This is a genomic window from Pseudomonas sp. No.21 (assembly GCF_054558415.1).
Genome location: NZ_BAAJNO010000003.1, coordinates 35,611 through 55,159, shown reverse-complemented (window position 1 = coordinate 55,159; position 19,549 = coordinate 35,611). Strand labels below are relative to the sequence as shown.

The window sequence follows — 19,549 nt, the reverse complement described above, 5'->3', positions numbered from 1 at the left end:
GCGAACGCGGAACCCCACTGGATACAAAGCAGTACCTGAAGTTTCCCCCTCGCCTGCGGGCGGGGGGCCGTTTCGCCACACCTGCACCCTTTTCGCTTTACCGGAGCACCGCACCATGACGCTTGCAGTCCAGTTCACCCAGGTTTCCCGTCTCTTCGGCGAGGTCAAGGCCGTCGACCGGGTATCCATCGATATCCAGGACGGCGAGTTCTTTTCCATGCTCGGCCCATCCGGCTCCGGCAAGACCACCTGCCTGCGCCTGATCGCCGGCTTCGAGCAGCCCAGCTCGGGTTCCATCCGCATCCATGGCGAGGAGGCCGCCGGCCTGCCGCCCTACCAGCGCGACGTCAACACCGTGTTCCAGGACTACGCGCTGTTCCCCCACATGAACGTGCGCGACAACGTCGCCTATGGCCTGAAGGTCAAGGGCGTGGGCAAGTCCGAGCGCCTGAACCGCGCCGAAGAGGCCCTGGGCATGGTGGCCCTGGCCGGCTACGGCGACCGCAAGCCGGCGCAGCTCTCCGGTGGCCAGCGCCAGCGCGTGGCCCTGGCCCGCGCCCTGGTCAACCGCCCCCGCGTGCTGCTGCTGGACGAGCCCCTGGGCGCGCTGGACCTGAAGCTGCGCGAGCAGATGCAGAGCGAGCTGAAGAAGCTGCAGCGCCAGCTGGGCATCACCTTCATCTTCGTCACCCACGACCAGAGCGAAGCGCTGTCGATGTCCGACCGCGTGGCGGTGTTCAACAAGGGGCGCATCGAGCAGGTCGACACCCCGCGCAACCTCTACATGCAGCCGGCCACGCCCTTCGTCGCCGAGTTCGTCGGCACCTCCAACGTGCTGCGCGGTGCCGTGGCCCTGGAGCTGACCGGCAACGAGCAGCCCTTCTCCATCCGCCCCGAGCACATCCGCTTCGCCACGGCCGAGGCGGCCCTGGCCGGCGAGGTGCAGATCAGCGGCCTGCTGCACGACATCCAGTACCAGGGCGCCGCCACCCGCTACGAGCTGCGCCTGGATAACGGCCAGAACCTGTGCATCAGCCAGGCCAACAACCAGTGGCAGGCCGCCGCGCCGTCGTTCCAGCCCGGCGAGCGCATCACCGTGCGCTGGGCCCGCGAGGCCATGGTGCAGCTGAGCGAGGGCGTGTGAGATGAGCGCGACCCTGACCGCCCAGGCACAGGCCGCCCCCAACGGGGCCATGCGGCGCCTGTCCAACCTGCTCTACCGCCGGCCGACGCTGTACCTGTCGATGCTGCTGATCCCGCCGCTGCTGTGGTTCGGCGCCATCTACCTGGGCTCGTTGCTGAGCCTCTTGTGGCAAGGCTTCTACACCTTCGACGACTTCACCATGGCGGTGTCCACGGACCTGACCCTGGCGAACTTCGCGGCGCTGTTCCAGGCCGCCAACTTCGACATCATCCAGCGCACCCTGGCCATGGCCGTGGCGGTGTCGATCGCCAGCGGCATGCTGGCCTTCCCCATCGCCTACTACATGGCGCGCTACACCACGGGCAAGACCAAGGCGTTCTTCTACATCGCGGTGATGATGCCCATGTGGGCCAGCTACATCGTCAAGGCCTACGCCTGGACCCTGCTGCTGGCCAAGGGCGGCGTGGCCCAGTGGTTCGTCCAGCAGTTCGGCCTGGAGCCGGTGCTGCAGTTCATCCTCGACATCCCCGGCGTCGGCGGCAGCACCCTGTCCACCTCGCACCTCGGGCGCTTTTTGGTGTTCGTCTACATCTGGCTGCCGTTCATGATCCTGCCGATCCAGGCCTCCCTGGAGCGCCTGCCGCCGAACCTGCTGCAGGCCTCCGCCGACCTCGGCGCCAAGCCCCGCCAGACCTTCCTGCAGGTGGTGCTGCCGCTGTCGATCCCGGGCATAGCCGCCGGCTCGATCTTCACCTTCAGCCTGACCCTGGGCGACTTCATCGTGCCGCAGCTGGTGGGCCCGCCCGGCTACTTCATCGGCAGCATGGTCTACGCCCAGCAGGGCGCCATCGGCAACATGCCCATGGCCGCCGCCTTCACCCTGGTGCCCATCGTGCTGATCGCCGTCTACCTCTCCATCGTCAAACGTCTGGGGGCATTCGATGCACTCTGAGAAAGCATCCTGGGGCCTGAAAGCGGCCGCCTGGGGCGGGCTGGTGTTCCTGCACTTCCCGATCCTGATCATCTTCCTCTACGCCTTCAACACCGAGGACGCGGCCTTCAGCTTCCCGCCCAAGGGCTTCACCCTGCACTGGTTCAGCGTGGCCTTCGCCCGCGAGGACGTGCTGGAGTCGATCAAGCTGTCGCTGCAGGTCGCCTGCGTCGCCACGCTGATCGCCATGGTGCTAGGCACCCTGGCCTCGGCGGCACTGTACCGGCGCAGCTTCTTCGGCAAGGAAAGCATCTCGCTGATGCTGATCCTGCCCATCGCCCTGCCCGGCATCATCACCGGCATCGCGCTGCTCTCGGCGTTCAAGAGCCTGGGCCTGGAGCCGGGGCTGCTGACCATCATCATCGGCCACGCCACCTTCTGCGTGGTGATCGTCCACAACAACGTGATCGCGCGCTTCCGGCGCATCTCCCACAGCCTCATCGAAGCCTCGATGGACCTGGGCGCCGACGGCTGGCAGACCTTCCGCTACATCATCCTGCCCAACCTCGGCTCGGCCCTGCTGGCGGGCGGCATGCTGGCCTTCGCGCTGTCCTTCGACGAGATCATCGTCACCACCTTCACCGCCGGCCACGAACGTACCCTGCCGCTGTGGCTGCTCAACCAGCTCAGCCGCCCGCGCGACGTGCCGGTGACCAACGTCGTCGCCATGCTGGTGATGCTGGTGACCATGCTGCCGATCCTCGGCGCCTACTACCTGACCAAGGGTGGCGAAGGCGTCGCCGGCAGCGGCAAGTGACAACCGCCCCCGCCCGCGTGGCGGGGGCTCCAACCCGGATCAGCGAACCCCCACTGGAGGATTCACCATGCAGACCAAACTCTTGATCAACGGCCAACTGGTCGCCGGCGAAGGCGCCGCGCAAGCCGTGCTCAACCCCGCCCGTGGCACCACCCTGGTGGACATCCCCGAAGCCAGCGCGGCACAGGTCGACGCCGCCGTACGCGCCGCCGACGCCGCATTCGACGCCTGGTCGCAGACCTCGCCCAAGGACCGCTCCGCCCTGCTGCTCAAGCTCGCCGACCGCATCGACGCCGGTGCCGAGGAACTGGCGCGCCTGGAGTCGGACAACTGCGGCAAGCCCTACGCCGCCGCGCTGAACGACGAGCTGCCCGCCGTCGCCGACGTGTTCCGCTTCTTCGCCGGCGCCAGCCGCTGCATGAGCGGTTCCGCCGCCGGTGAGTACCTGCCCGGCCACACCTCGATGATCCGCCGCGACCCGGTGGGCGTGGTCGCCTCCATCGCGCCCTGGAACTACCCGCTGATGATGGCCGCATGGAAGCTCGGCCCGGCCCTGGCCGCCGGCAACACCGTGGTGCTCAAGCCCTCCGAGCAGACCCCGCTGACCGCCCTGAAGCTGGCCGAGTACCTGGCCGAGATCTTCCCCGCCGGCGTGGTCAACATCGTCTTCGGCCGCGGCCCCAGCGTCGGCGAGCCGCTGACCACCCACCCCAAGGTGCGCATGGTCTCGCTCACCGGCTCGGTGGCCACCGGCTCGCGCATCATCGCCGGCACCGCCGACACCGTTAAGCGCATGCACATGGAACTGGGCGGCAAGGCCCCGGTGATCATCTTCGACGACGCCGACATCGACGCCGCCGTGGAAGGCATCCGCACCTTCGGCTTCTACAACGCCGGCCAGGATTGCACCGCCGCCTGCCGCATCTACGCGCAGAAGGGCATCTACGAGACGTTCGTCGAGAAGCTCGGCGCCGCCGTCTCCACCCTCAAGTACGGCCTGCAGGACGACGCCGGCACCGAACTCGGCCCGCTGATCACCGAACAGCACCGCGAGCGCGTGGCCGGCTTCGTCGAGCGCGCCGCCGCCCAGCCGCACATCCGCATCGTCACCGGCGGCAAGAAGGTCGAAGGCCCCGGCTTCTTCTTCGAGCCGACCGTGATCGCCGACGCCCGCCAGGACGACGAGATCGTGCGCCGCGAAGTCTTCGGCCCGGTGGTCTCGGTCACCGCCTTCGACGACGAGGCGCAGGTGCTGGCCTGGGCCAACGACTCCGACTACGGCCTGGCCTCCTCGCTCTGGACCGCCGACGTCGGCCGCGCCCACCGCCTCTCCGCGCGCCTGCAGTACGGCTGCACCTGGGTCAACACCCACTTCATGCTGGTCAGCGAGATGCCCCACGGCGGGGTGAAGCTGTCGGGCTATGGCAAGGACATGTCGATGTATGGACTGGAGGATTACACCGCCATCCGCCACGTCATGTTCAAACACTGACCCTGAGCTGTTGCGCTAGGCCAGGCGTTGTTGGAAGCCGGCTCGAAATGCTCATGTACAAACGTACATTCCGCTTTCTCGCCGTCTTCCGCCTAGCCTGGCCGTCGCTCACGACGCCCAGCCGCTCAGCGTTCCGCACGCTTTTCGTGGGAGCGAATTCATTCGCGATCCGGCCCGCAGGGCCGGCAGGTAATCGGCTGCCCGCTGCGCGGCTTTCGCGAATGAATTCGCTCCCACAGGTTCCTGCTCACCACCGGCTCTGCTTCACAACCGCTGCACCCAAACCCCAGGAGAACCGAAATGCGAACCACCCTGCGTAGTTTCAGCTTCATCCTGCTGTGCGCCGCCACCGGCCTGGCCCAGGCCGCCGGCGATGCCAAGTCCGTAGTCGAGGGCTACATGGCTGCCTGGAATGCCCACGATGCCGACAAGGCCGCCACCTTCCTCGCCGAGGATGCGGAGTACTTCGACGCCACCGTCGGCACCCCGCAGAAAGGCAAGGCCGCCGCCCGCGACAACGTCATCAAGGTGTTCATCGGCGCGGTGCCGGACCTGAAGTGGAGGATGACCAGCGAGCCCATCGTCGGGCCCGACGGCATCGCCTTCCAGTGGGAGTTCAGCGGTACCAACAGCGGTGCCTGGGGGGCCGAGACCCCGGCCACGAACAAGCCCCTGAAGTTCGAAGGGGTGAGTTTCGTCCGCATCAAGGACGGCAAGATCGCCTACCAGGGCGACTACTACGACGCCCTGGGCTTCAATAAACAACTGGGCTGGTAAGCCCGACGTGGCGCCCGGCACGACCCGGGCGCCATGCATAAAAAACGACAACGCCTTGCAGGTACACCATGACCATCACCCGCCGCGACTTCCTCAACGGCGCAGCCCTCGCCATCGGCGCCGGACTCACTCCGCTGCAACTGCTCCAGGCTGCCCCCTCCGGCCGCTACTACCCGCCCGCCCTCACCGGCCTGCGCGGTAGCCACCCCGGCGCCTTCGAGGTGGCGCACCAGATGGGCTGGGAGAAGAAGGTGTTCGACACCGACGGCCTGAAGATCGAGGAGGAGTACGACCTGGTGGTGGTCGGCGGCGGCATCAGCGGCCTCGCCGCGGCCTGGTTCTACCGGCAGCGGAACCCCGACGCGCGCATCCTCATCGTCGAGAACCACGACGACTTCGGCGGCCACGCCAAGCGCAACGAATTCCAGGCCGGCGGCCGGATGATCCTCGGCTACGGCGGCAGCGAAGCCTTCCAGTCGCCCAAGAGCCTCTACAGCAGCCAGGTCAACGGCCTGCTCAAGCAGCTGGGCGTGGACATCGACCGCTTCGAGACCGCCTTCGACCGCGACTTCTACCCGGGCCTCGGGCTGTCGCGCGGGGTGTTCTTCGACAAGGCTGGCTTCGGTGAAGACAAGCTGGTGACCGGCGACCCGACGCCCATGGTGGCCGACGACATCGCCCCGGAAAAACTCAACGCCCGCAGCTGGCGCGCCTTCATCGAGGACTTCCCGCTGCCCGAGGCCGACCGCGAGGCCCTCATCGCCCTGCACGAAGCGCCCCGTGACTACCTGGCCGGCAAGAGCCGCGAGGAGAAGGAAGCCCACCTCGCCAAGACCAGCTACCAGGACTTCCTGCGCAAGGACGTCGGCCTGAGCGAAGCCGCCACCCGCTACTTCCTCAGCCGCACCAACGACTTCTCCGCCCTCAGCATCGACGCCGTCGCCGCCGCCGATGCCTACGCCGTGGGCTTCCCCGGCTTCGCCGCGATGGACCTCTCGCCCATCAGCGAGGAAGCCAAGGCCGAGATGGAAGAGCCGTACATCTACCACTTCCCCGATGGCAACGCCTCGGTGGCGCGCCTGCTGGTGCGCAGCCTGATACCGGGCGTGGCCTCGGGCAAGGGCATGGACGACATCGTCCTCGCCGACTTCGACTACGCCCGCCTCGACCTGCCCTCCAACGCCGTGCGCCTGCGCCTGAACAGCACCGCCGTCAGCGTGCGCAACCACGCCGGCGCCGTGGACGTGGGCTACAGCCGGGGCGGCCAGCTGCACCGCGTGCGCGCCCGGCACTGCGTGCTGGCCTGCTACAACATGATGATTCCCTACCTGCTCCGCGACCTGCCCGCCCCGCAGGCCCACGCCCTGGCGCAGAACGTCAAGTTCCCGCTGGTGTACACCAAGGTGGTGATCCGCAACTGGCACAGCTTCGCCAAGCTCGGCGTGCACGAGATCTACGCCCCCAGCCAGCCCTACAGCCGCGTCAAGCTCGACTACCCGGTGGACATCGGCGGCTACCGCCACCCCCGCGACCCGGCCCAGCCCATCGGCCTGCACATGGTCTACGTGCCCACCAGCCCCGGCATGGGCATGGACGCCCGCACCCAGGCCCGGGTCGGCCGTGGCAAGCTCTACGCCATGAGCTTCGAGCAGATGGAGGCGATGATCCGCGAGCAGCTCCAGGCCATGCTCGGCCCAGCCGGCTTCGACCACCAGAAGGACATCCTCGCCATCACCGTCAACCGCTGGTCCCACGGCTACGCCTACTTCGCCAACAGCCTGTTCGACGACGAAGACGAGAGCGAGAAGCTGATGAACCTGGCGCGCACCAAGGTCGGCAACGTCACCATCGCCAACTCCGATGCGGCCTGGAGCGCCTACGCGCACGCCGCCATCGACGAGGCCTGGAGGGCAGTGGGCGAGCTGGGCTGACGCAGCGATGAAGGCGCGGGATGCCCACGCCGCCCATGAAAAAGCCCGCCGATCGGCGGGCTTTTTCATGGGTGGGCACTCACTCCTGTATGCGCAGGTGCGAGGTATCCGGCGGCGGCGCAGCCGGGGCGGCCTTGGCCTGGCCCATGTCGCTGCCCACCGGCGCCAGGCTGAACTGGCTCAGGTCGACCTTGGGCGCCTGCGCCTCGGCCTTGGCGTCCTGCAGGTCCGCCCCCACCGGAGCGATGCCGAAGTCAGGCGCGTCCACTTCACTGAACGCCGCCATGTATTCGTCACGCGGCGCCACTTTCAGGCGCCCCACCGGAGCGCTCCCCCCAACCGGCTGGGCCACCGGTGCGCGCGGTGCGGCGACCGGCTCCTGCGCTGGCGGCGGCGCCAGCTCCACTTCCTCGATCTCGACGTCCATCGACACCACGTCCACCACCGCACCGGCACGCTCAAGCGTTGCACGATATTTCTCGGCGGCGGCCTCATCGAGGTTGTTCTTGATCACGATGCGCCTGCCGGAAAACAGCATGGCGATGCGTTGCGCGTCAGCCTGGAAGAGCTTGGCCATGTTGGCCTGCACCAGCTCCAGCCGGGCTCCCGGAACCAGTTGGCCGGAGAAAGCGATCTCGTAGCGGCTCATGGTCACACTCCTGTCCGAAACAGACCGCAGTATGGCGCAGGTTTTTTTCTGCAAACAACAAGTTGCAGCCAAGCAGTTGCTTGTTACACTTGAGCGTCGATGGAGTAATGCAATGTTTTCTCAGGCGCAAACGATAAGAATTCTCAGCCTAATGATGTTACTGGCCCTTCCTTTTTCGGGCCTGACGGGATGTTCCACCTGGATGACCGGCGGCTTCCGCGACCCGGACGTGCGGCTGGTCAAGGTCGATGTGATCAAGGCGAAACTCCTCGAACAGCAGTTCCTGCTGCGCTTTCGCGTGGATAACCCCAACGACGTCAGCCTGCCCGTCCGCGGCCTGGTCTATACCGTCCACCTCAACGACGTGAAGCTCGCTTCGGGCGAGTCCAGCACCTGGTTCACCGTGCCCGCCAATGGCCACGAGACCTTCGATGTCCCGGTGCGCACCAACCTCTGGCGCCACATGAAGTACATCGTCAAGCTCCTGGAGAAGCCCGACGAGCCGATCCACTACCGCCTCGAAGGCGAGGTGAAGACCGGCCTGATGTTCGGCAGGAGCGTGCACCTCTCGCGCAATGGCGAGATAATCCCGGGCAACTACATCCCGGAGTGACCTTTCCATGAGTCAACAACCCCATGTCCATGGCCCCGACTGCAACCACGACCATGATCATGACCACCACCACGATCACGGCCATGTGCACGGCCCGCACTGCAACCACGGCCCGCAGGAGCCGGTGCGCAACCCGCTGAAGGAAGTGGGCCGCAACGATCCCTGCCCCTGTGGCAGCGCGAAGAAGTTCAAGAAATGCCACGGCGCCTGAACCGCGCCAGTGCAACCAAGGCCCGTCTAGCACGGGCCTTTTCGTTGGGGTCGGGAATCCTTTAGGCTGGCCGCCCACTTCCTGAGGAGTCCCAAGATGATTGATCTCTACTACTGGACCACCCCCAACGGCCACAAGATCACGCTGTTCCTCGAGGAGACCGGCCTCCCCTACCGGATCCACCCCATCGATATCGGCAAGGACGAGCAGTTCCAGCCGCACTTCCTCAAGATCGCCCCGAACAACCGCATCCCCGCCATCGTCGACCACGCCCCGGCGGACGGCGGCGAACCGCTCTCGCTGTTCGAGTCCGGTGCCATCCTGCTCTACCTCGCCGAGAAGACCGGGAGCTTCATCCCCGTCGACCTGCGCGGCCGCGAGGAAACCCTGCAGTGGCTGTTCTGGCAGATGGGCGGCCTCGGTCCGATGGCCGGGCAGAACCACCACTTCAACCGCTTCGCCCCGGAGAAGGTGCCCTACGCCATCCAGCGCTACGTGAAGGAGACCGCCCGCCTCTACGGCGTGCTCGACAAGCGCCTGGCCGACCGCGCCTTCGTCGCCGGCGCCGAGTACGGCATCGCCGACATGGCCATCTATCCCTGGATCGTCCCGCACACCTACCAGGAACAGGACCTCGACGACTTCCCCAACCTCAAGCGCTGGTTCCAGAGCATCCAGGCCCGCCCGGCCACGATCCGCGCCTATGAGCTGGTGGAAAAGATCAACCCCGCCGCCGCTAAAAAGTAGGGCCAACGGCGCTTGCGCAGTGCGAGGCCGCTCTCTAACGTAGCGCGTTTGAAAACCGCCGCCTCTTCGGGAGATACCGCTCCATGGCCTCGCCTGCGCCCAAGCGCTTCCTGCCTCGTTTCTGCCTGGCCGCCGCCCTCGGCGCCATGGTCGCGCTGACCGGTTGCCAGTCCTGGCTCGACAGCCGCTACTCCGACAGCCTGCCCCCCACCTCCGGCTTCAAGCCGGTCAAGGGCCTGGCGCAGAGCGTCTCCATCCGCCGCAACCCGCTGGGCATGCCGCTGATCGAGACCACCACCTTCCACGACGCCCTGTTCGCCATGGGCTACGTGCACGCCTCCGACCGCCTCAGCCAGATGGTCGGCCTGCGCCTCATGGCCGAGGGCCGCCTGGCCGAGATGGCCGGCCCCGGCGTGCTGGAGGTGGACCGTTTCATGCGTGCGGTGAACCTGCGCAAGAGTGCCGACATCCTCTACAAGAACGCCTCCCCGCGCCTGAAGTCCTTCTTCGAGGTCTATGCGCGCGGGGTCAACGCCTACCTCTTCCAGTACCGCGACAAGCTGCCGATGGACCTCGCCGAGTCCGGCTACAAGCCGGCCTACTGGAAACCCGAGGACTCGGTGCTGGTCTTCACCCTGCTCAACTTCGGCCTGGCGGTGAACCTGCAGGAAGAGATCGCCTCGCTGGTCATGGCGCAGAAGGTCGGCGCCGACAAGGTCGCCTGGCTGCTGCCCATCTACCCGGACGAGGACCTGCCGTTCGACGAAGCCGACAAGCTCAAGGGCCTCAACCTCGGCGGGCAGATCCAGGGCCTGGCCGCCATCGACCAGGCCGCCGGGCAGCTGGCCGGCCTTAACATGCTCGGCGTCGCCGCCTCGAACAACTGGGCCATCGCGCCCCAGCGCACGCGCAACGGCAAGAGCATCCTCGCCAACGACACCCACCTGCCGCTGGCCATGCCCTCGTACTGGAACTTCATGCAGATCCGCTCGCCGAAGTTCCAGGCCGCAGGCGTCACCATCGCCGGCGTGCCCGCCGTGGTAGCCGGCTTCAACGGCAAGCTGGCCTGGGGCATGACCATGGTCATGGGCGACAACCAGGATCTCTACCTGGAGAAGGTCAAGCGCGAGGGCAGCCGCCTCTACTACCTGGCCGACGGCAAATGGCAGCCGGCCATCGAGCGCAACGAAACCTTCTTCATCAAGGGCGAGCGGCCGATCCGCGAAACCCTCTACGAGACCCGCCACGGCCCGCTGCTCAACTCCGTGCTCGGCCAGCGCAAGCACCCGCTGCAGCCCCTGGAGATGAAGAGCGGCCTGGGCATCGCCCTGAAGACCGCGCAGTTCGAGAACGACCAGACCCTGGACGCCTTCTTCGACCTGTCCCGCGCGCAGTCCGTCGAGCAGGCCAGCGAGGCGACGCGCTCGATCCGCGCCATCGGCCTCAACCTGCTCACCGCCGATGCCCAGCACATCGCCTGGCAGGTGACCGGCCGCTACCCCAACCGTCGCGAAGGCCGTGGCCTGATGCCCTCCCCCGGCTGGGACAGCCGCTATGACTGGGACGGTTTTGCCGACCCCATGCTGCACCCCTATGACCAAGACCCGACCCAGGGCTGGCTCGGCACCGCCAACCACCGCACCGTGCAGGGCGGCTATGGCGTGCAGCTGTCCAACTCCTGGTTCTACCCGGAGCGGGCCGAGCGCATCGCCCAGCTCGCCGGCAGCGGCAAGCACGACACCCGCAGCACCATCGCCATGCAGTACGACCAGACCACGCCCTTCGCCGCCAAGCTCAAGGCCATGTTCGAAGACCCGGCCATGGCCCAGCCGCTGAAGAAGGCCATCGACGCCCTGCCCACGGCCGAGCGCGACAAGGCCCGCGAAGCGCTGAGCCGCCTGCTGGCCTTCGATGGCGACCTGCGCCCGACCTCCGCCGATGCGGTGTTCTACGAAGCCTTCCTGCAGGAAAGCGCCAGGCAGATCTTCCAGGACGAGCTCGGCCCCGAAGGCAGCCCGGCCTGGCAGGCGCTGGTGGAAACCGCCAACCTCTCCTACTCCGCCCAGGCCGACCACCTGCTGGGCCGCGCCGACAGCCCCTTCTGGGACGACGTGCGCACGGCGCAGAAGGAAGACAAGCCCGCCATCCTCGCCCGCAGCCTGGCCGCCGCCGTCAGCTTCGCCGAAGGCAAGCTCGGTGCCGACCGCAAGGCCTGGCAATGGGGCAAGCTGCACAGCTACACCTGGGCCACCGACACCACCCGCCTCGCGCCCTTCATGAGCGCCAGCCAGCGCACCGGGATCAACGCCATCCAGGGCTACCTGGACCGTGGCCCCTACCCGGCCGGCGGCGACATGAACACGCTGAACGTCTCGGCCTACGAGTGGGGCAACGACTTCGACACCTGGCTGATCCCGGCCATGCGCATCATCGTCGACTTCGGCCAGCCGGAACCCATGATCGGGCTCAACAGCTCCGGCCAGTCCGGCAACCCGGCCAGCCCCAACTACGCCGACGGCATCGACGCCTGGCTCAAGGCCCGCTACATGAGCTTCCCCTTCCAGTCGCAGAACCTGGACAAGGTCTACGGCACCAAGCGGCTGATGCTCACCCCGCAAAAATGATCGCCCGGGGCGGGAACTAACCGCCCCGGCACGGTCTATGTAAGCGGACTTACTCCATAGATCACATTCTTTCAGGGCGCCCTCACCGGCGCCCTTTCTTTTGCCCGCGAAAAGGCCACCGCTGCGCTGTAGGTTGGGCCGAGGCACGAAGCCCAACGCGTCCAGGCCGATCCCAGCCGCGATGTTAGGCCTCGCCCGGCACCAACCGACGAACGCAGCCCGAACGTAGCCCGGGCTTCAGCCCGGGAGATCGGCAAGAAGGGAAAGGGAGAAAACCAGACAACGGCCCACGCATTGCACATGGGCCGCCGTCGAGGGTCAGGACGCCTTCGGCTTCGCCGGTGCCTTGGGCGCAGGCTTCTGGAAGGGGTACAGGTGCTGGCGCAGGATGCCGTCCGGCAGCGGCTTGCCGAACACGCCGTAGCGGGTCGGCCATTCCTTGGGCGGCAGCTTGAAGGTGCCGAACAGCATGTCGACGATCGGCAGGTGGATCGCGTAGTTCTTGTAGATGTAGTCCGGGTGCCGGGCGTGGTGCCAGTGGTGGTAGCGCGGCAGCACCAGCAGGTAGTTCAGCCAGCCGCCGTCGATGCGCACGTTGGCGTGGGCCAGCACCGCCTGCACGCCCACCAGGATCACGTAAGCGTTCATCGCCTGGGGCGAGAAGCCCATCAGCATCAGCGGCACCAGCACCCCGGTGCGGGTCAGCAGGATTTCCACGAAGTGGATGCGCGAGCCGGCCAGCCAGTCCATCGCCGTGCTCGAGTGGTGCACCGCGTGGAAGCGCCACAGCCAGGGCACCACGTGGTACAGGCGGTGCAGCCAGTACTGGCCCAGGTCCGCCACCAGCACCGCGAGGATGAACTGCAGCCAGATCGGCAGCGACTGCACGCCCGCCTGGAAGGCCGGCGACACCGCCCAGCCACCCAGCAGCGTGGACGAGGCGGTGACGAAGATCAGGATGAACTGCACCAGCATGTGGCTGACGAAGAAGTACGCCAGGTCCGTGCGCCAGTGGGGACGCAGGATGTTCTGCTGCGGGTCCTTGGCGTAGAGCTTCTCCAGCGGGATGAAGACGATGGCCGAGACCAGCAGCGCCAGCACGAACCAGTCCAGCCCCAGGGAATAGGGGGTCTGGCCGATGGTCTCGAACTGGATGTTGGTGCCACCGAGGAACACCGCCAGGCCCGAGGCGGCGATGCCGGTGAAGCCCAGCCGCTTGCGGCGGTTGAGCAGGATGTTGAGCGTGCCCAGGGAGAACGACGCCACCAGCCCCACCAGCAGCACGCTACGGGCGAACTGCTCGCTGTAGACCTTGCGGAACTCGGCGAAGGTCAGCCACTCGGGGAACAGGAAACACAGCACCGCGCAGAGGCTGAGCAGCCCCAGCGCCGCGGAAAGATAACCGCTGATACGACCCTCGCCGATCCGGAACGGATCATGACCGTGGCGCTGGAAATAGGCCTTGATCGCCTGCATTCACACATCCTCCATGAAGTCGGCAGAAAAGCCGCTCCCGATCTTGACGTCCACACCAAGCTCCAGGCCACCTGTTCCGACGAACACCCGGGGCTTGTGTGACCTGTGTCGCGGTCCCGAGGCGAACTTGCCAGCCGAACCAACCGAACCCGACCATGCTCATAGACATGAGCCCACAACGAGGCAGCCCCATGGACCTGGTCGTCGCGAGGCCCGAAGGCCTCTACTGTCCGCCCGGTGACTTCTACATCGACCCCTGGAAACCGGTGGAACGTGCCGTCATCACCCACGGCCACGGCGACCACGCGCGCACCGGCAGCGGCCACTACCTGGCGACCCATGCCGGCGAAGGCATCCTGCGTGCGCGCCTGGGCGACATCCGCCTGCAGACCCTCGACTACGGCGAGCGCCTGGAGCATGGCGGCGTCACCCTCAGCCTGCACCCGGCCGGCCACGTGCTCGGCTCGGCCCAGGTGCGCCTGGAGTACCGGGGTGAGGTGTGGGTGGCTTCCGGCGACTACAAGACCGAGGCCGACGGCACCTGCGCGCCCTTCGAGCCGGTGCGCTGCCACTGCTTCATCACCGAATCCACCTTCGGCCTGCCCATCTACCGCTGGCAGCCGCAAGCCGCGCTGTTCGCCGAGATCGACGCCTGGTGGCGCGCCAACCAGGCCGCCGGGCGCGCCAGCGTGCTGTTCTGCTACGCCTTCGGCAAGGCCCAGCGCATCCTCCACGGCATCGACGCCAGCATCGGCCCGATCCTCGTCCACGGCGCCATGGAGCCGCTCAACCGGGTCTACCGCGAAGCCGGCGTCGCCCTGCCGGAAACCCGCTACGCCGGCGACATAGCCCGCAACGATCCACTGCTGCGCCAGGCCCTGGTCATGGCCCCGCCCTCGGCCGGCGGCAGCACCTGGATGCGCCGCTTCGGCGACTACAGCGACGCCTTCGCCAGCGGCTGGATGATGCTGCGCGGCACCCGCAGGCGGCGCGGCGTGGACCGTGGCTTCGTGCTCTCCGACCACGCCGACTGGCCCGGCCTGCTCTGGGCCATCGAGCAGAGCGGCGCCGAGCGGGTGTTCGTCACCCACGGCTCGGTCAACGTGCTGGTGCGCTACCTCTGCGAACAGGGCCTGGACGCCCAGGGCTTCAGCACCGAATACGGCGACGAGGACGAACCGGCCAGCGCCCCGGAGGCGACGCCGTGAAGGATTTCGCCGAGCTCTACGGCCGCCTCGACGCCAGCACCTCCAGCAACGCCAAGCTGGCCGCCCTGCAGGACTACTTCGCCAGCGCCCCACCCGAGGACGCCGCCTGGGCGGTGTACTTCCTCAGCGGTGGCAAGCCGCGCCAGTTGGTGCCGGTGCGCCAGCTGCGGGAAATCACCCTGGCCATCACCGGCCTGCCCGAGTGGCTGTTCGAGGAGAGCTACCAGGCGGTGGGCGATCTCGCCGAAACCATTTCCCTGCTGCTGCCGCCCAGCGTCCAGCGCTCCGACGAGGGCCTCGCCACCTGGGTCGAGGACCACCTGCTGCCCCTGCGCGGGTTGCCCCCGGCGGAGCTCGCCGCCCGCCTGCCGCCGCTCTGGGCACGGCTCGACCGCCTGAGCCTGCTGGTGTGCCTGAAGCTGGTCACCGGGGCCTTCCGGGTCGGCGTCTCGCGCCTCCTGGTCACCCGCGCCCTGGCCAACCTCGCCGGCCTCGACCCCAAGCGCGTCGCCCAGCGCCTGGTCGGCTACACCGACACCTCGCGCCCGCCCAGTGCCCAGGGCTATGCCCGGCTCATCGCCGCACAGAGCGAGGCCGAGCACCTGGAGCGCGGCGGCCTGCCCTACCCCTTCTTCCTCGCCCACCCGCTGCAGGCAGAGGTGGCGTCCTTCGACGACCTGCTCGGCCCGCCGGCGGACTGGCTGGTCGAGTGGAAATGGGACGGCATCCGCGCCCAGCTGGTGCGCCGCGACGGCCACCTGTGGATCTGGTCGCGGGGCGAGGAGCTGGTCAGCGAGCGCTTCCCCGAACTCCACGGCCTGGCCCATGCACTGCCCGAAGGCACGGTGATCGACGGCGAGATCCTGGTGTGGAAGGACGGCCGCGTGCAGCCCTTCGCCCTGCTGCAGCAACGCATCGCCCGCAAGCGCCTGACGCGCAAGGTGCTCGACGACGCCCCCGTGCGCCTGGTGGCCTACGACCTGCTGGAGTGGCGTGGCGAGGACTGGCGCCAGCGCCCCCTGGCCGAACGCCGCGAACGCCTGGAGCAGTTGCTGGAGGAGCTGAGCGACCCGGTGCTTGGGCTGTCCCCCGAGGTACACGGCGAAGACTGGGCCGACCTCGCCCGCCAGCGCGAGGGCGCCCGCGCCCTCGGCGTCGAAGGGATGATGCTCAAGGCCCGCGACGCGCTGTACGGCGTCGGCCGCACCAAGGACCAGGGCACCTGGTGGAAATGGAAGCTCGACCCCTACAGCGTCGACGCCGTGCTGATCTACGCCCAGCGTGGCCACGGTCGCCGCGCCAACCTCTACACCGACTTCACCTTCGCCGTCTGGGAGGGCGACGACGCCAGCGCCGAGCGCGCCCTGGTGCCCTTCGCCAAGGCCTACTCGGGCCTCACGGACGAGGAGATGCGCAAGGTCGACGCCATCATCCGCCGCACCACGGTGGAAAAATTCGGCCCGGTGCGCAGCGTCACCCCCACCCTGGTGTTCGAACTGGGCTTCGAGGGCATCGCCCTGTCCAAGCGCCACAAGAGCGGCGTCGCCGTGCGCTTCCCGCGCATGCTGCGCTGGCGCCAGGACAAACCGGTGGCCGAGGCCGACACCCTCGCCAGCCTCCAGGCCCTGCTGGCCGATGCCGCGCCGGAGCCCGAGGCTTGAGCCGCGCCCCCCGCCCCTCCTCGCGCTGGTTCGGCGACCGTGGCTGGCGCCCCTTCGCCTTCCAGAAGGCCCTCTGGCGCGCCGTCGCCCAGGGCCGCTCCGGCCTGCTCCACGCCACCACCGGCGCCGGCAAGACCTACGCCGCCTGGTTCGCCGCGCTCGATGTGCTGGCCGGCGCCGCCCCCACCCGCAAGGAGCGTGGCAAGGGCCAGGTGCTGCCGCTCTCGGTGCTGTGGATAACCCCCATGCGCGCCCTGGCCGCCGACACCGCCCGCGCCCTGCAGGCGCCCATCGACGAACTCGGCCTGCCCTGGAGCCTGGGCCTGCGCACCGGCGACACCGGCAGCGCCGAGCGGGCCCGGCAATCGCGCAACCTGCCCAGCGTGCTGGTCACCACGCCGGAAAGCCTGACCCTGCTGCTGACCCGCGCCGACGCCGCCCAGGCCTTCGCCGGGCTGCGCATGGTGGTGGTCGACGAATGGCACGAGCTGCTCGGCAACAAGCGCGGCGTACAGCTGCAACTGGCCCTGACACGGTTGCGCCTGTGGAACCCCGGGCTCGCCACCTGGGGCCTCTCCGCCACCCTGGGCAACCTGGACCACGCGCTGCAGGTGCTGGTGCCCGACGGCAACGGGCTTCTGCTGCAGGGCGAACAACGCAAGCGCCTGGAGGTGGACACCCTGCTGCCGGCCAACGTCGAGCGCTTCCCCTGGGCCGGGCACATGGGCCTGCGCATGCTGCCGCAGGTGGTCGCGGAGCTGGAGTCCAGCGCCAGCAGCCTGGTGTTCACCAACACCCGCGCGCAGTCCGAAGCCTGGTACCAGGCCCTGCTGGCGGCGCGGCCGGACTGGGCCGGGCTGATCGCCCTGCACCATGGCTCGCTCTCCCGCGAGGTGCGCGAGTGGGTCGAGAACGGCCTCAAGCAGGGCCGGCTCAAGGCGGTGGTGTGCACCTCCAGCCTCGACCTGGGGGTCGACTTCCTCCCCGTGGAGCGGGTGCTCCAGGTGGGCACCGCCAAGGGCGTGGCGCGGCTGATGCAACGGGCCGGCCGCTCCGGCCACGCACCGGGCCGCGCCTCGCGGGTGACCCTGGTGCCCACCCACAGCCTGGAACTGGTGGAGGCGGTGGCCGCGCGCCAGGCCATCGCCGAGCGCCGCATCGAAGCACGCCTGAGCCCGGAAAAGCCGCTGGACGTTCTGGTCCAGCACCTGGTCAGCATGGCCCTGGGCGGTGGCTTCCAGGCCGAGGCGATGCTCGCCGAGGTGCGCAGTTGCTGGGCCTACCGCGCCCTGGGCGACGACGAATGGGCCTGGGCCCTGGCCTTCATCCGCCATGGCGGCCATTCCCTCACCGCCTACCCCGAGTACCGCCGCGCCGAGCCCGACGACAGCGGCCTGTGGCAGGTGCCCAGCGCACAGCTGGCGCGGCGGCACCGGCAGAGCATCGGCACCATCGTCAGCGACGCCAGCCTGCAGGTGCGCTTCTGGGGCAAGGGTGGCGCCGCCGGCTCCCTGGGCAGCATCGAGGAAGGCTTCATCTCGCGCCTGCGTCCGGGCGACGCCTTCCTCTTCGCCGGGCGCCCGCTGGAGCTGGTGCGGGTCGAGGACATGACCGCCTACGTGCGCCGCAGCGCCGCGGGCAAGGCCGCCATCCCGCGCTGGAATGGCGGGCGCATGCCACTTTCCAGCGAACTGGCCGATGCCCTGGTGCACCAGTTGGGCGAGGCCGCGCGGGGCCGTTACGACAGCCCGGAGCTGAAACTGACCCGGCCGCTGCTGGAGTTGCAGCAGGCCTGGTCGGCGCTGCCCGACGAGCACAACCTGCTGGCCGAGCGCCTGAAGAGCCGCGAAGGCTGGCACCTGTTCCTCTACCCCTTCGCCGGCCGCCAGGTGCACCTGGGCCTCGCCAGTCTGCTGGCCTGGCGCCTGGCCCGGCAACGGCCCGTCAGCTTCTCCATCGCCGTCAACGACTACGGCCTGGAGCTGCTGGCAGCCACCGAGGTGGACTGGGCCGAGTGCCTGCGCCCCGGGCTGTTCAGCGAGCACGCGCTGCTCGACGACCTGCTGCACAGCCTCAATGCCAGCGAGCTGTCGCGGCGGCGCTTCCGCGAGATCGCCCGCATCGCCGGGCTGGTGTTCGCCGGCCGCCCCGGCGCCAGCAAGAGCACACGCCAGCTGCAGGCCTCCAGCGGGCTGTTCTTCGACGTGTTCCGCCAATACGACCCGGACAACCTGCTGCTGCACCAGGCCCGCGAGGAGGTGCTGCGCCAGGAGCTGGACCTGCCGCGCCTGGAGGATTGCCTGCAACGCATCCGCGAGCGCGAGCTGCGCCTGGTGGAGGTGGCGCGCCCCACCCCGCTGGCCTTCCCGCTGCTGGTGGAACGCTTCCGCGAGGGCCTGAGCAGCGAGAAGCTGGCCGACCGCATCGCCCGCATGGTCGAGCAACTGGAACGCGCCGCCGACCAGCCGCCACGCCGGAGCCGCGCGCGATGAACGCCGGGCTGGAGGTGGAACTGGCCGGCACCCGCGTCCTGCTGCTGGCCGACCGCGCGCTGTACTGGCCCGAGGAAGGCTGCCTGCTGGTGGCCGATATCCATTTCGGCAAGGCCGCCAGCTTCCGTCGCCTCGGCCAGCCGGTGCCCAGCGGCACCACGGCAGAGAACCTGCGCCGCCTGGACCGGCTGCTGCACCAGCATGGCTGCCGCCGGCTGGTGTTCCTCGGCGACTTCCTGCATGCCCGCCAGGGCGCCGAGGCGCCGCTCTGGCCGGTGCTCACCGCCTGGCGCGCCGGGCATCCGCACCTGGCCATCGACCTGGTGCGCGGCAACCACGACCGCCACGCCGGCGACCCGCCCGCCGCGCTCGGCTTCAGCCTGCACCACGAACCGCTGGCCCTGGAGCCCTTCGCCCTGCAGCACGAGCCCGAGCCGCACCCGACGCTGCACGTGCTGGCCGGCCACCTGCACCCGACCTTCCGCCTGCGCGGAGCCGGTCGCCAGAGCCTGCGCCTGCCCTGCTTCCGCCTCGGCGAGCGGCTCAGCCTGCTGCCGGCCTTCGGCGAGTTCACCGGAGGCATGGACCAGGCCATGGATAACGCGACGCGGGTCTTCGTCTGCGGCGACGGCGGCGTCTGGCCCGCCTTCCCCGGCTGACGCCGCCTGGCTTGATGGCCTATGGATGGCCGCAGGATGTCGTCTTTTTTGCTGTTTTTCTGAACTTACGCGCCAGGGAGCACTCAGAACCTATGCATTGTTCATTGCTCCCTGGCG

Annotated in this window: 16 protein-coding genes; 14 read left to right on the top strand and 2 right to left on the bottom strand. The window is 68.5% G+C overall.

The features are described from left to right. Positions 1 to 115: 115 nt before the first annotated feature. The 6 genes from ACYJSS_RS05895 (at position 116) to ACYJSS_RS05870 (ending at position 7,092) form a co-directional block, all read left to right on the top strand. Positions 116 to 1,144 (top strand): ABC transporter ATP-binding protein, encoded by a 1,029-nt coding sequence (locus ACYJSS_RS05895; RefSeq protein WP_111262318.1) that lies wholly within the window; start codon positions 116 to 118, stop codon positions 1,142 to 1,144. 1 nt (position 1,145) lies between these two features. Further along, on the top strand, positions 1,146 to 2,096 hold the full coding sequence (locus ACYJSS_RS05890; protein WP_111262319.1) for an ABC transporter permease: 951 nt from the start codon (positions 1,146 to 1,148) through the stop codon (positions 2,094 to 2,096). Then, entirely contained in the window at positions 2,086 to 2,892 is an 807-nt protein-coding gene (locus ACYJSS_RS05885) for an ABC transporter permease (protein WP_021217182.1), read from the top strand. The genes ACYJSS_RS05890 and ACYJSS_RS05885 overlap by 11 nt, the downstream gene beginning before the upstream one ends. 67 nt (positions 2,893 to 2,959) lie before the next feature. Next, the gene (locus ACYJSS_RS05880; RefSeq protein WP_111262320.1) at positions 2,960 to 4,384 is read left to right on the top strand and encodes a gamma-aminobutyraldehyde dehydrogenase; all 1,425 of its coding nucleotides are present in this window, start codon (positions 2,960 to 2,962) and stop codon (positions 4,382 to 4,384) included. A 300-nt stretch (positions 4,385 to 4,684) separates the two neighbouring features. Continuing rightward, positions 4,685 to 5,161 (top strand): ester cyclase, encoded by a 477-nt coding sequence (locus tag ACYJSS_RS05875; protein WP_043240261.1) that lies wholly within the window; start codon positions 4,685 to 4,687, stop codon positions 5,159 to 5,161. Between the two features lie 68 nt (positions 5,162 to 5,229). Further along, a complete protein-coding gene (locus ACYJSS_RS05870; RefSeq protein ID WP_111262321.1) occupies positions 5,230 to 7,092 on the top strand; it encodes an NAD(P)-binding protein in 1,863 nt (620 codons plus the stop codon). Between the two features lie 79 nt (positions 7,093 to 7,171). On the opposite strand, the gene ACYJSS_RS05865 is transcribed toward ACYJSS_RS05870, so the two are convergent. After that, on the bottom strand, positions 7,172 to 7,741 hold the full coding sequence (locus tag ACYJSS_RS05865) for a hypothetical protein (protein ID WP_111262322.1): 570 nt from the start codon (positions 7,739 to 7,741) through the stop codon (positions 7,172 to 7,174). Positions 7,742 to 7,853: 112 nt separating this feature from the next. Here ACYJSS_RS05865 and ACYJSS_RS05860 point away from each other — a divergent pair, with 112 nt between their 5' ends. The 4 genes from ACYJSS_RS05860 (at position 7,854) to ACYJSS_RS05845 (ending at position 11,936) form a co-directional block, all read left to right on the top strand. Next, a complete protein-coding gene (locus tag ACYJSS_RS05860; RefSeq protein WP_111262323.1) occupies positions 7,854 to 8,354 on the top strand; it encodes an LEA/WHy family protein in 501 nt (166 codons plus the stop codon). Positions 8,355 to 8,361: 7 nt separating this feature from the next. Then, positions 8,362 to 8,565 carry an SEC-C metal-binding domain-containing protein gene (locus ACYJSS_RS05855; protein WP_111262324.1) on the top strand — a complete coding sequence of 68 codons (204 nt, stop codon included), beginning with the start codon at positions 8,362 to 8,364 and terminating at the stop codon, positions 8,563 to 8,565. Positions 8,566 to 8,661: 96 nt separating this feature from the next. Further along, complete coding sequence (locus ACYJSS_RS05850) at positions 8,662 to 9,312, top strand: glutathione binding-like protein (protein WP_111262325.1); 651 nt, start codon at positions 8,662 to 8,664, stop codon at positions 9,310 to 9,312. An 83-nt stretch (positions 9,313 to 9,395) separates the two neighbouring features. Beyond that, positions 9,396 to 11,936 carry a penicillin acylase family protein gene (locus ACYJSS_RS05845; RefSeq protein ID WP_111262326.1) on the top strand — a complete coding sequence of 847 codons (2,541 nt, stop codon included), beginning with the start codon at positions 9,396 to 9,398 and terminating at the stop codon, positions 11,934 to 11,936. A gap of 318 nt (positions 11,937 to 12,254) precedes the next feature. On the opposite strand, the gene ACYJSS_RS05840 is transcribed toward ACYJSS_RS05845, so the two are convergent. Beyond that, positions 12,255 to 13,412 carry a sterol desaturase family protein gene (locus ACYJSS_RS05840; protein WP_236204620.1) on the bottom strand — a complete coding sequence of 386 codons (1,158 nt, stop codon included), beginning with the start codon at positions 13,410 to 13,412 and terminating at the stop codon, positions 12,255 to 12,257. Between the two features lie 191 nt (positions 13,413 to 13,603). Here ACYJSS_RS05840 and ACYJSS_RS05835 point away from each other — a divergent pair, with 191 nt between their 5' ends. The 4 genes from ACYJSS_RS05835 to pdeM are packed head-to-tail and all read left to right on the top strand — an operon-like array spanning position 13,604 to position 19,432. Next, entirely contained in the window at positions 13,604 to 14,620 is a 1,017-nt protein-coding gene (locus ACYJSS_RS05835; protein ID WP_236204621.1) for a ligase-associated DNA damage response exonuclease, read from the top strand. Continuing rightward, on the top strand, positions 14,617 to 16,281 hold the full coding sequence (locus tag ACYJSS_RS05830; RefSeq protein WP_236204622.1) for an ATP-dependent DNA ligase: 1,665 nt from the start codon (positions 14,617 to 14,619) through the stop codon (positions 16,279 to 16,281). Before ACYJSS_RS05835 ends, ACYJSS_RS05830 begins: the two co-directional genes overlap by 4 nt. Beyond that, a complete protein-coding gene (locus ACYJSS_RS05825) occupies positions 16,278 to 18,773 on the top strand; it encodes a ligase-associated DNA damage response DEXH box helicase (RefSeq protein WP_236204623.1) in 2,496 nt (831 codons plus the stop codon). Before ACYJSS_RS05830 ends, ACYJSS_RS05825 begins: the two co-directional genes overlap by 4 nt. Further along, positions 18,770 to 19,432 (top strand): ligase-associated DNA damage response endonuclease PdeM, encoded by a 663-nt coding sequence (pdeM, locus tag ACYJSS_RS05820; protein WP_236204624.1) that lies wholly within the window; start codon positions 18,770 to 18,772, stop codon positions 19,430 to 19,432. The genes ACYJSS_RS05825 and pdeM overlap by 4 nt, the downstream gene beginning before the upstream one ends. Positions 19,433 to 19,549 lie beyond the last annotated feature (117 nt).

Excerpts from the sequence above, each read along its gene's own strand:
- ACYJSS_RS05870 (WP_111262321.1), top strand. The coding sequence starts at position 5,230 with ATGACCATCACCCGCCGCGACTTCCTCAACGGCGCAGCCCTCGCCATC.
- ACYJSS_RS05845 (WP_111262326.1), top strand. The coding sequence starts at position 9,396 with ATGGCCTCGCCTGCGCCCAAGCGCTTCCTGCCTCGTTTCTGCCTGGCC.
- ACYJSS_RS05895 (WP_111262318.1), top strand. The coding sequence starts at position 116 with ATGACGCTTGCAGTCCAGTTCACCCAGGTTTCCCGTCTCTTCGGCGAG.
- ACYJSS_RS05865 (WP_111262322.1), bottom strand. The coding sequence starts at position 7,741 with ATGAGCCGCTACGAGATCGCTTTCTCCGGCCAACTGGTTCCGGGAGCC.
- ACYJSS_RS05850 (WP_111262325.1), top strand. The coding sequence starts at position 8,662 with ATGATTGATCTCTACTACTGGACCACCCCCAACGGCCACAAGATCACG.
- ACYJSS_RS05875 (WP_043240261.1), top strand. The coding sequence starts at position 4,685 with ATGCGAACCACCCTGCGTAGTTTCAGCTTCATCCTGCTGTGCGCCGCC.
- ACYJSS_RS05860 (WP_111262323.1), top strand. The coding sequence starts at position 7,854 with ATGTTTTCTCAGGCGCAAACGATAAGAATTCTCAGCCTAATGATGTTA.
- ACYJSS_RS05840 (WP_236204620.1), bottom strand. The coding sequence starts at position 13,412 with ATGCAGGCGATCAAGGCCTATTTCCAGCGCCACGGTCATGATCCGTTC.
- ACYJSS_RS05885 (WP_021217182.1), top strand. The coding sequence starts at position 2,086 with ATGCACTCTGAGAAAGCATCCTGGGGCCTGAAAGCGGCCGCCTGGGGC.
- ACYJSS_RS05880 (WP_111262320.1), top strand. The coding sequence starts at position 2,960 with ATGCAGACCAAACTCTTGATCAACGGCCAACTGGTCGCCGGCGAAGGC.
- ACYJSS_RS05855 (WP_111262324.1), top strand. The coding sequence starts at position 8,362 with ATGAGTCAACAACCCCATGTCCATGGCCCCGACTGCAACCACGACCAT.
- pdeM (WP_236204624.1), top strand. The coding sequence starts at position 18,770 with ATGAACGCCGGGCTGGAGGTGGAACTGGCCGGCACCCGCGTCCTGCTG.
- ACYJSS_RS05835 (WP_236204621.1), top strand. The coding sequence starts at position 13,604 with ATGGACCTGGTCGTCGCGAGGCCCGAAGGCCTCTACTGTCCGCCCGGT.
- ACYJSS_RS05890 (WP_111262319.1), top strand. The coding sequence starts at position 1,146 with ATGAGCGCGACCCTGACCGCCCAGGCACAGGCCGCCCCCAACGGGGCC.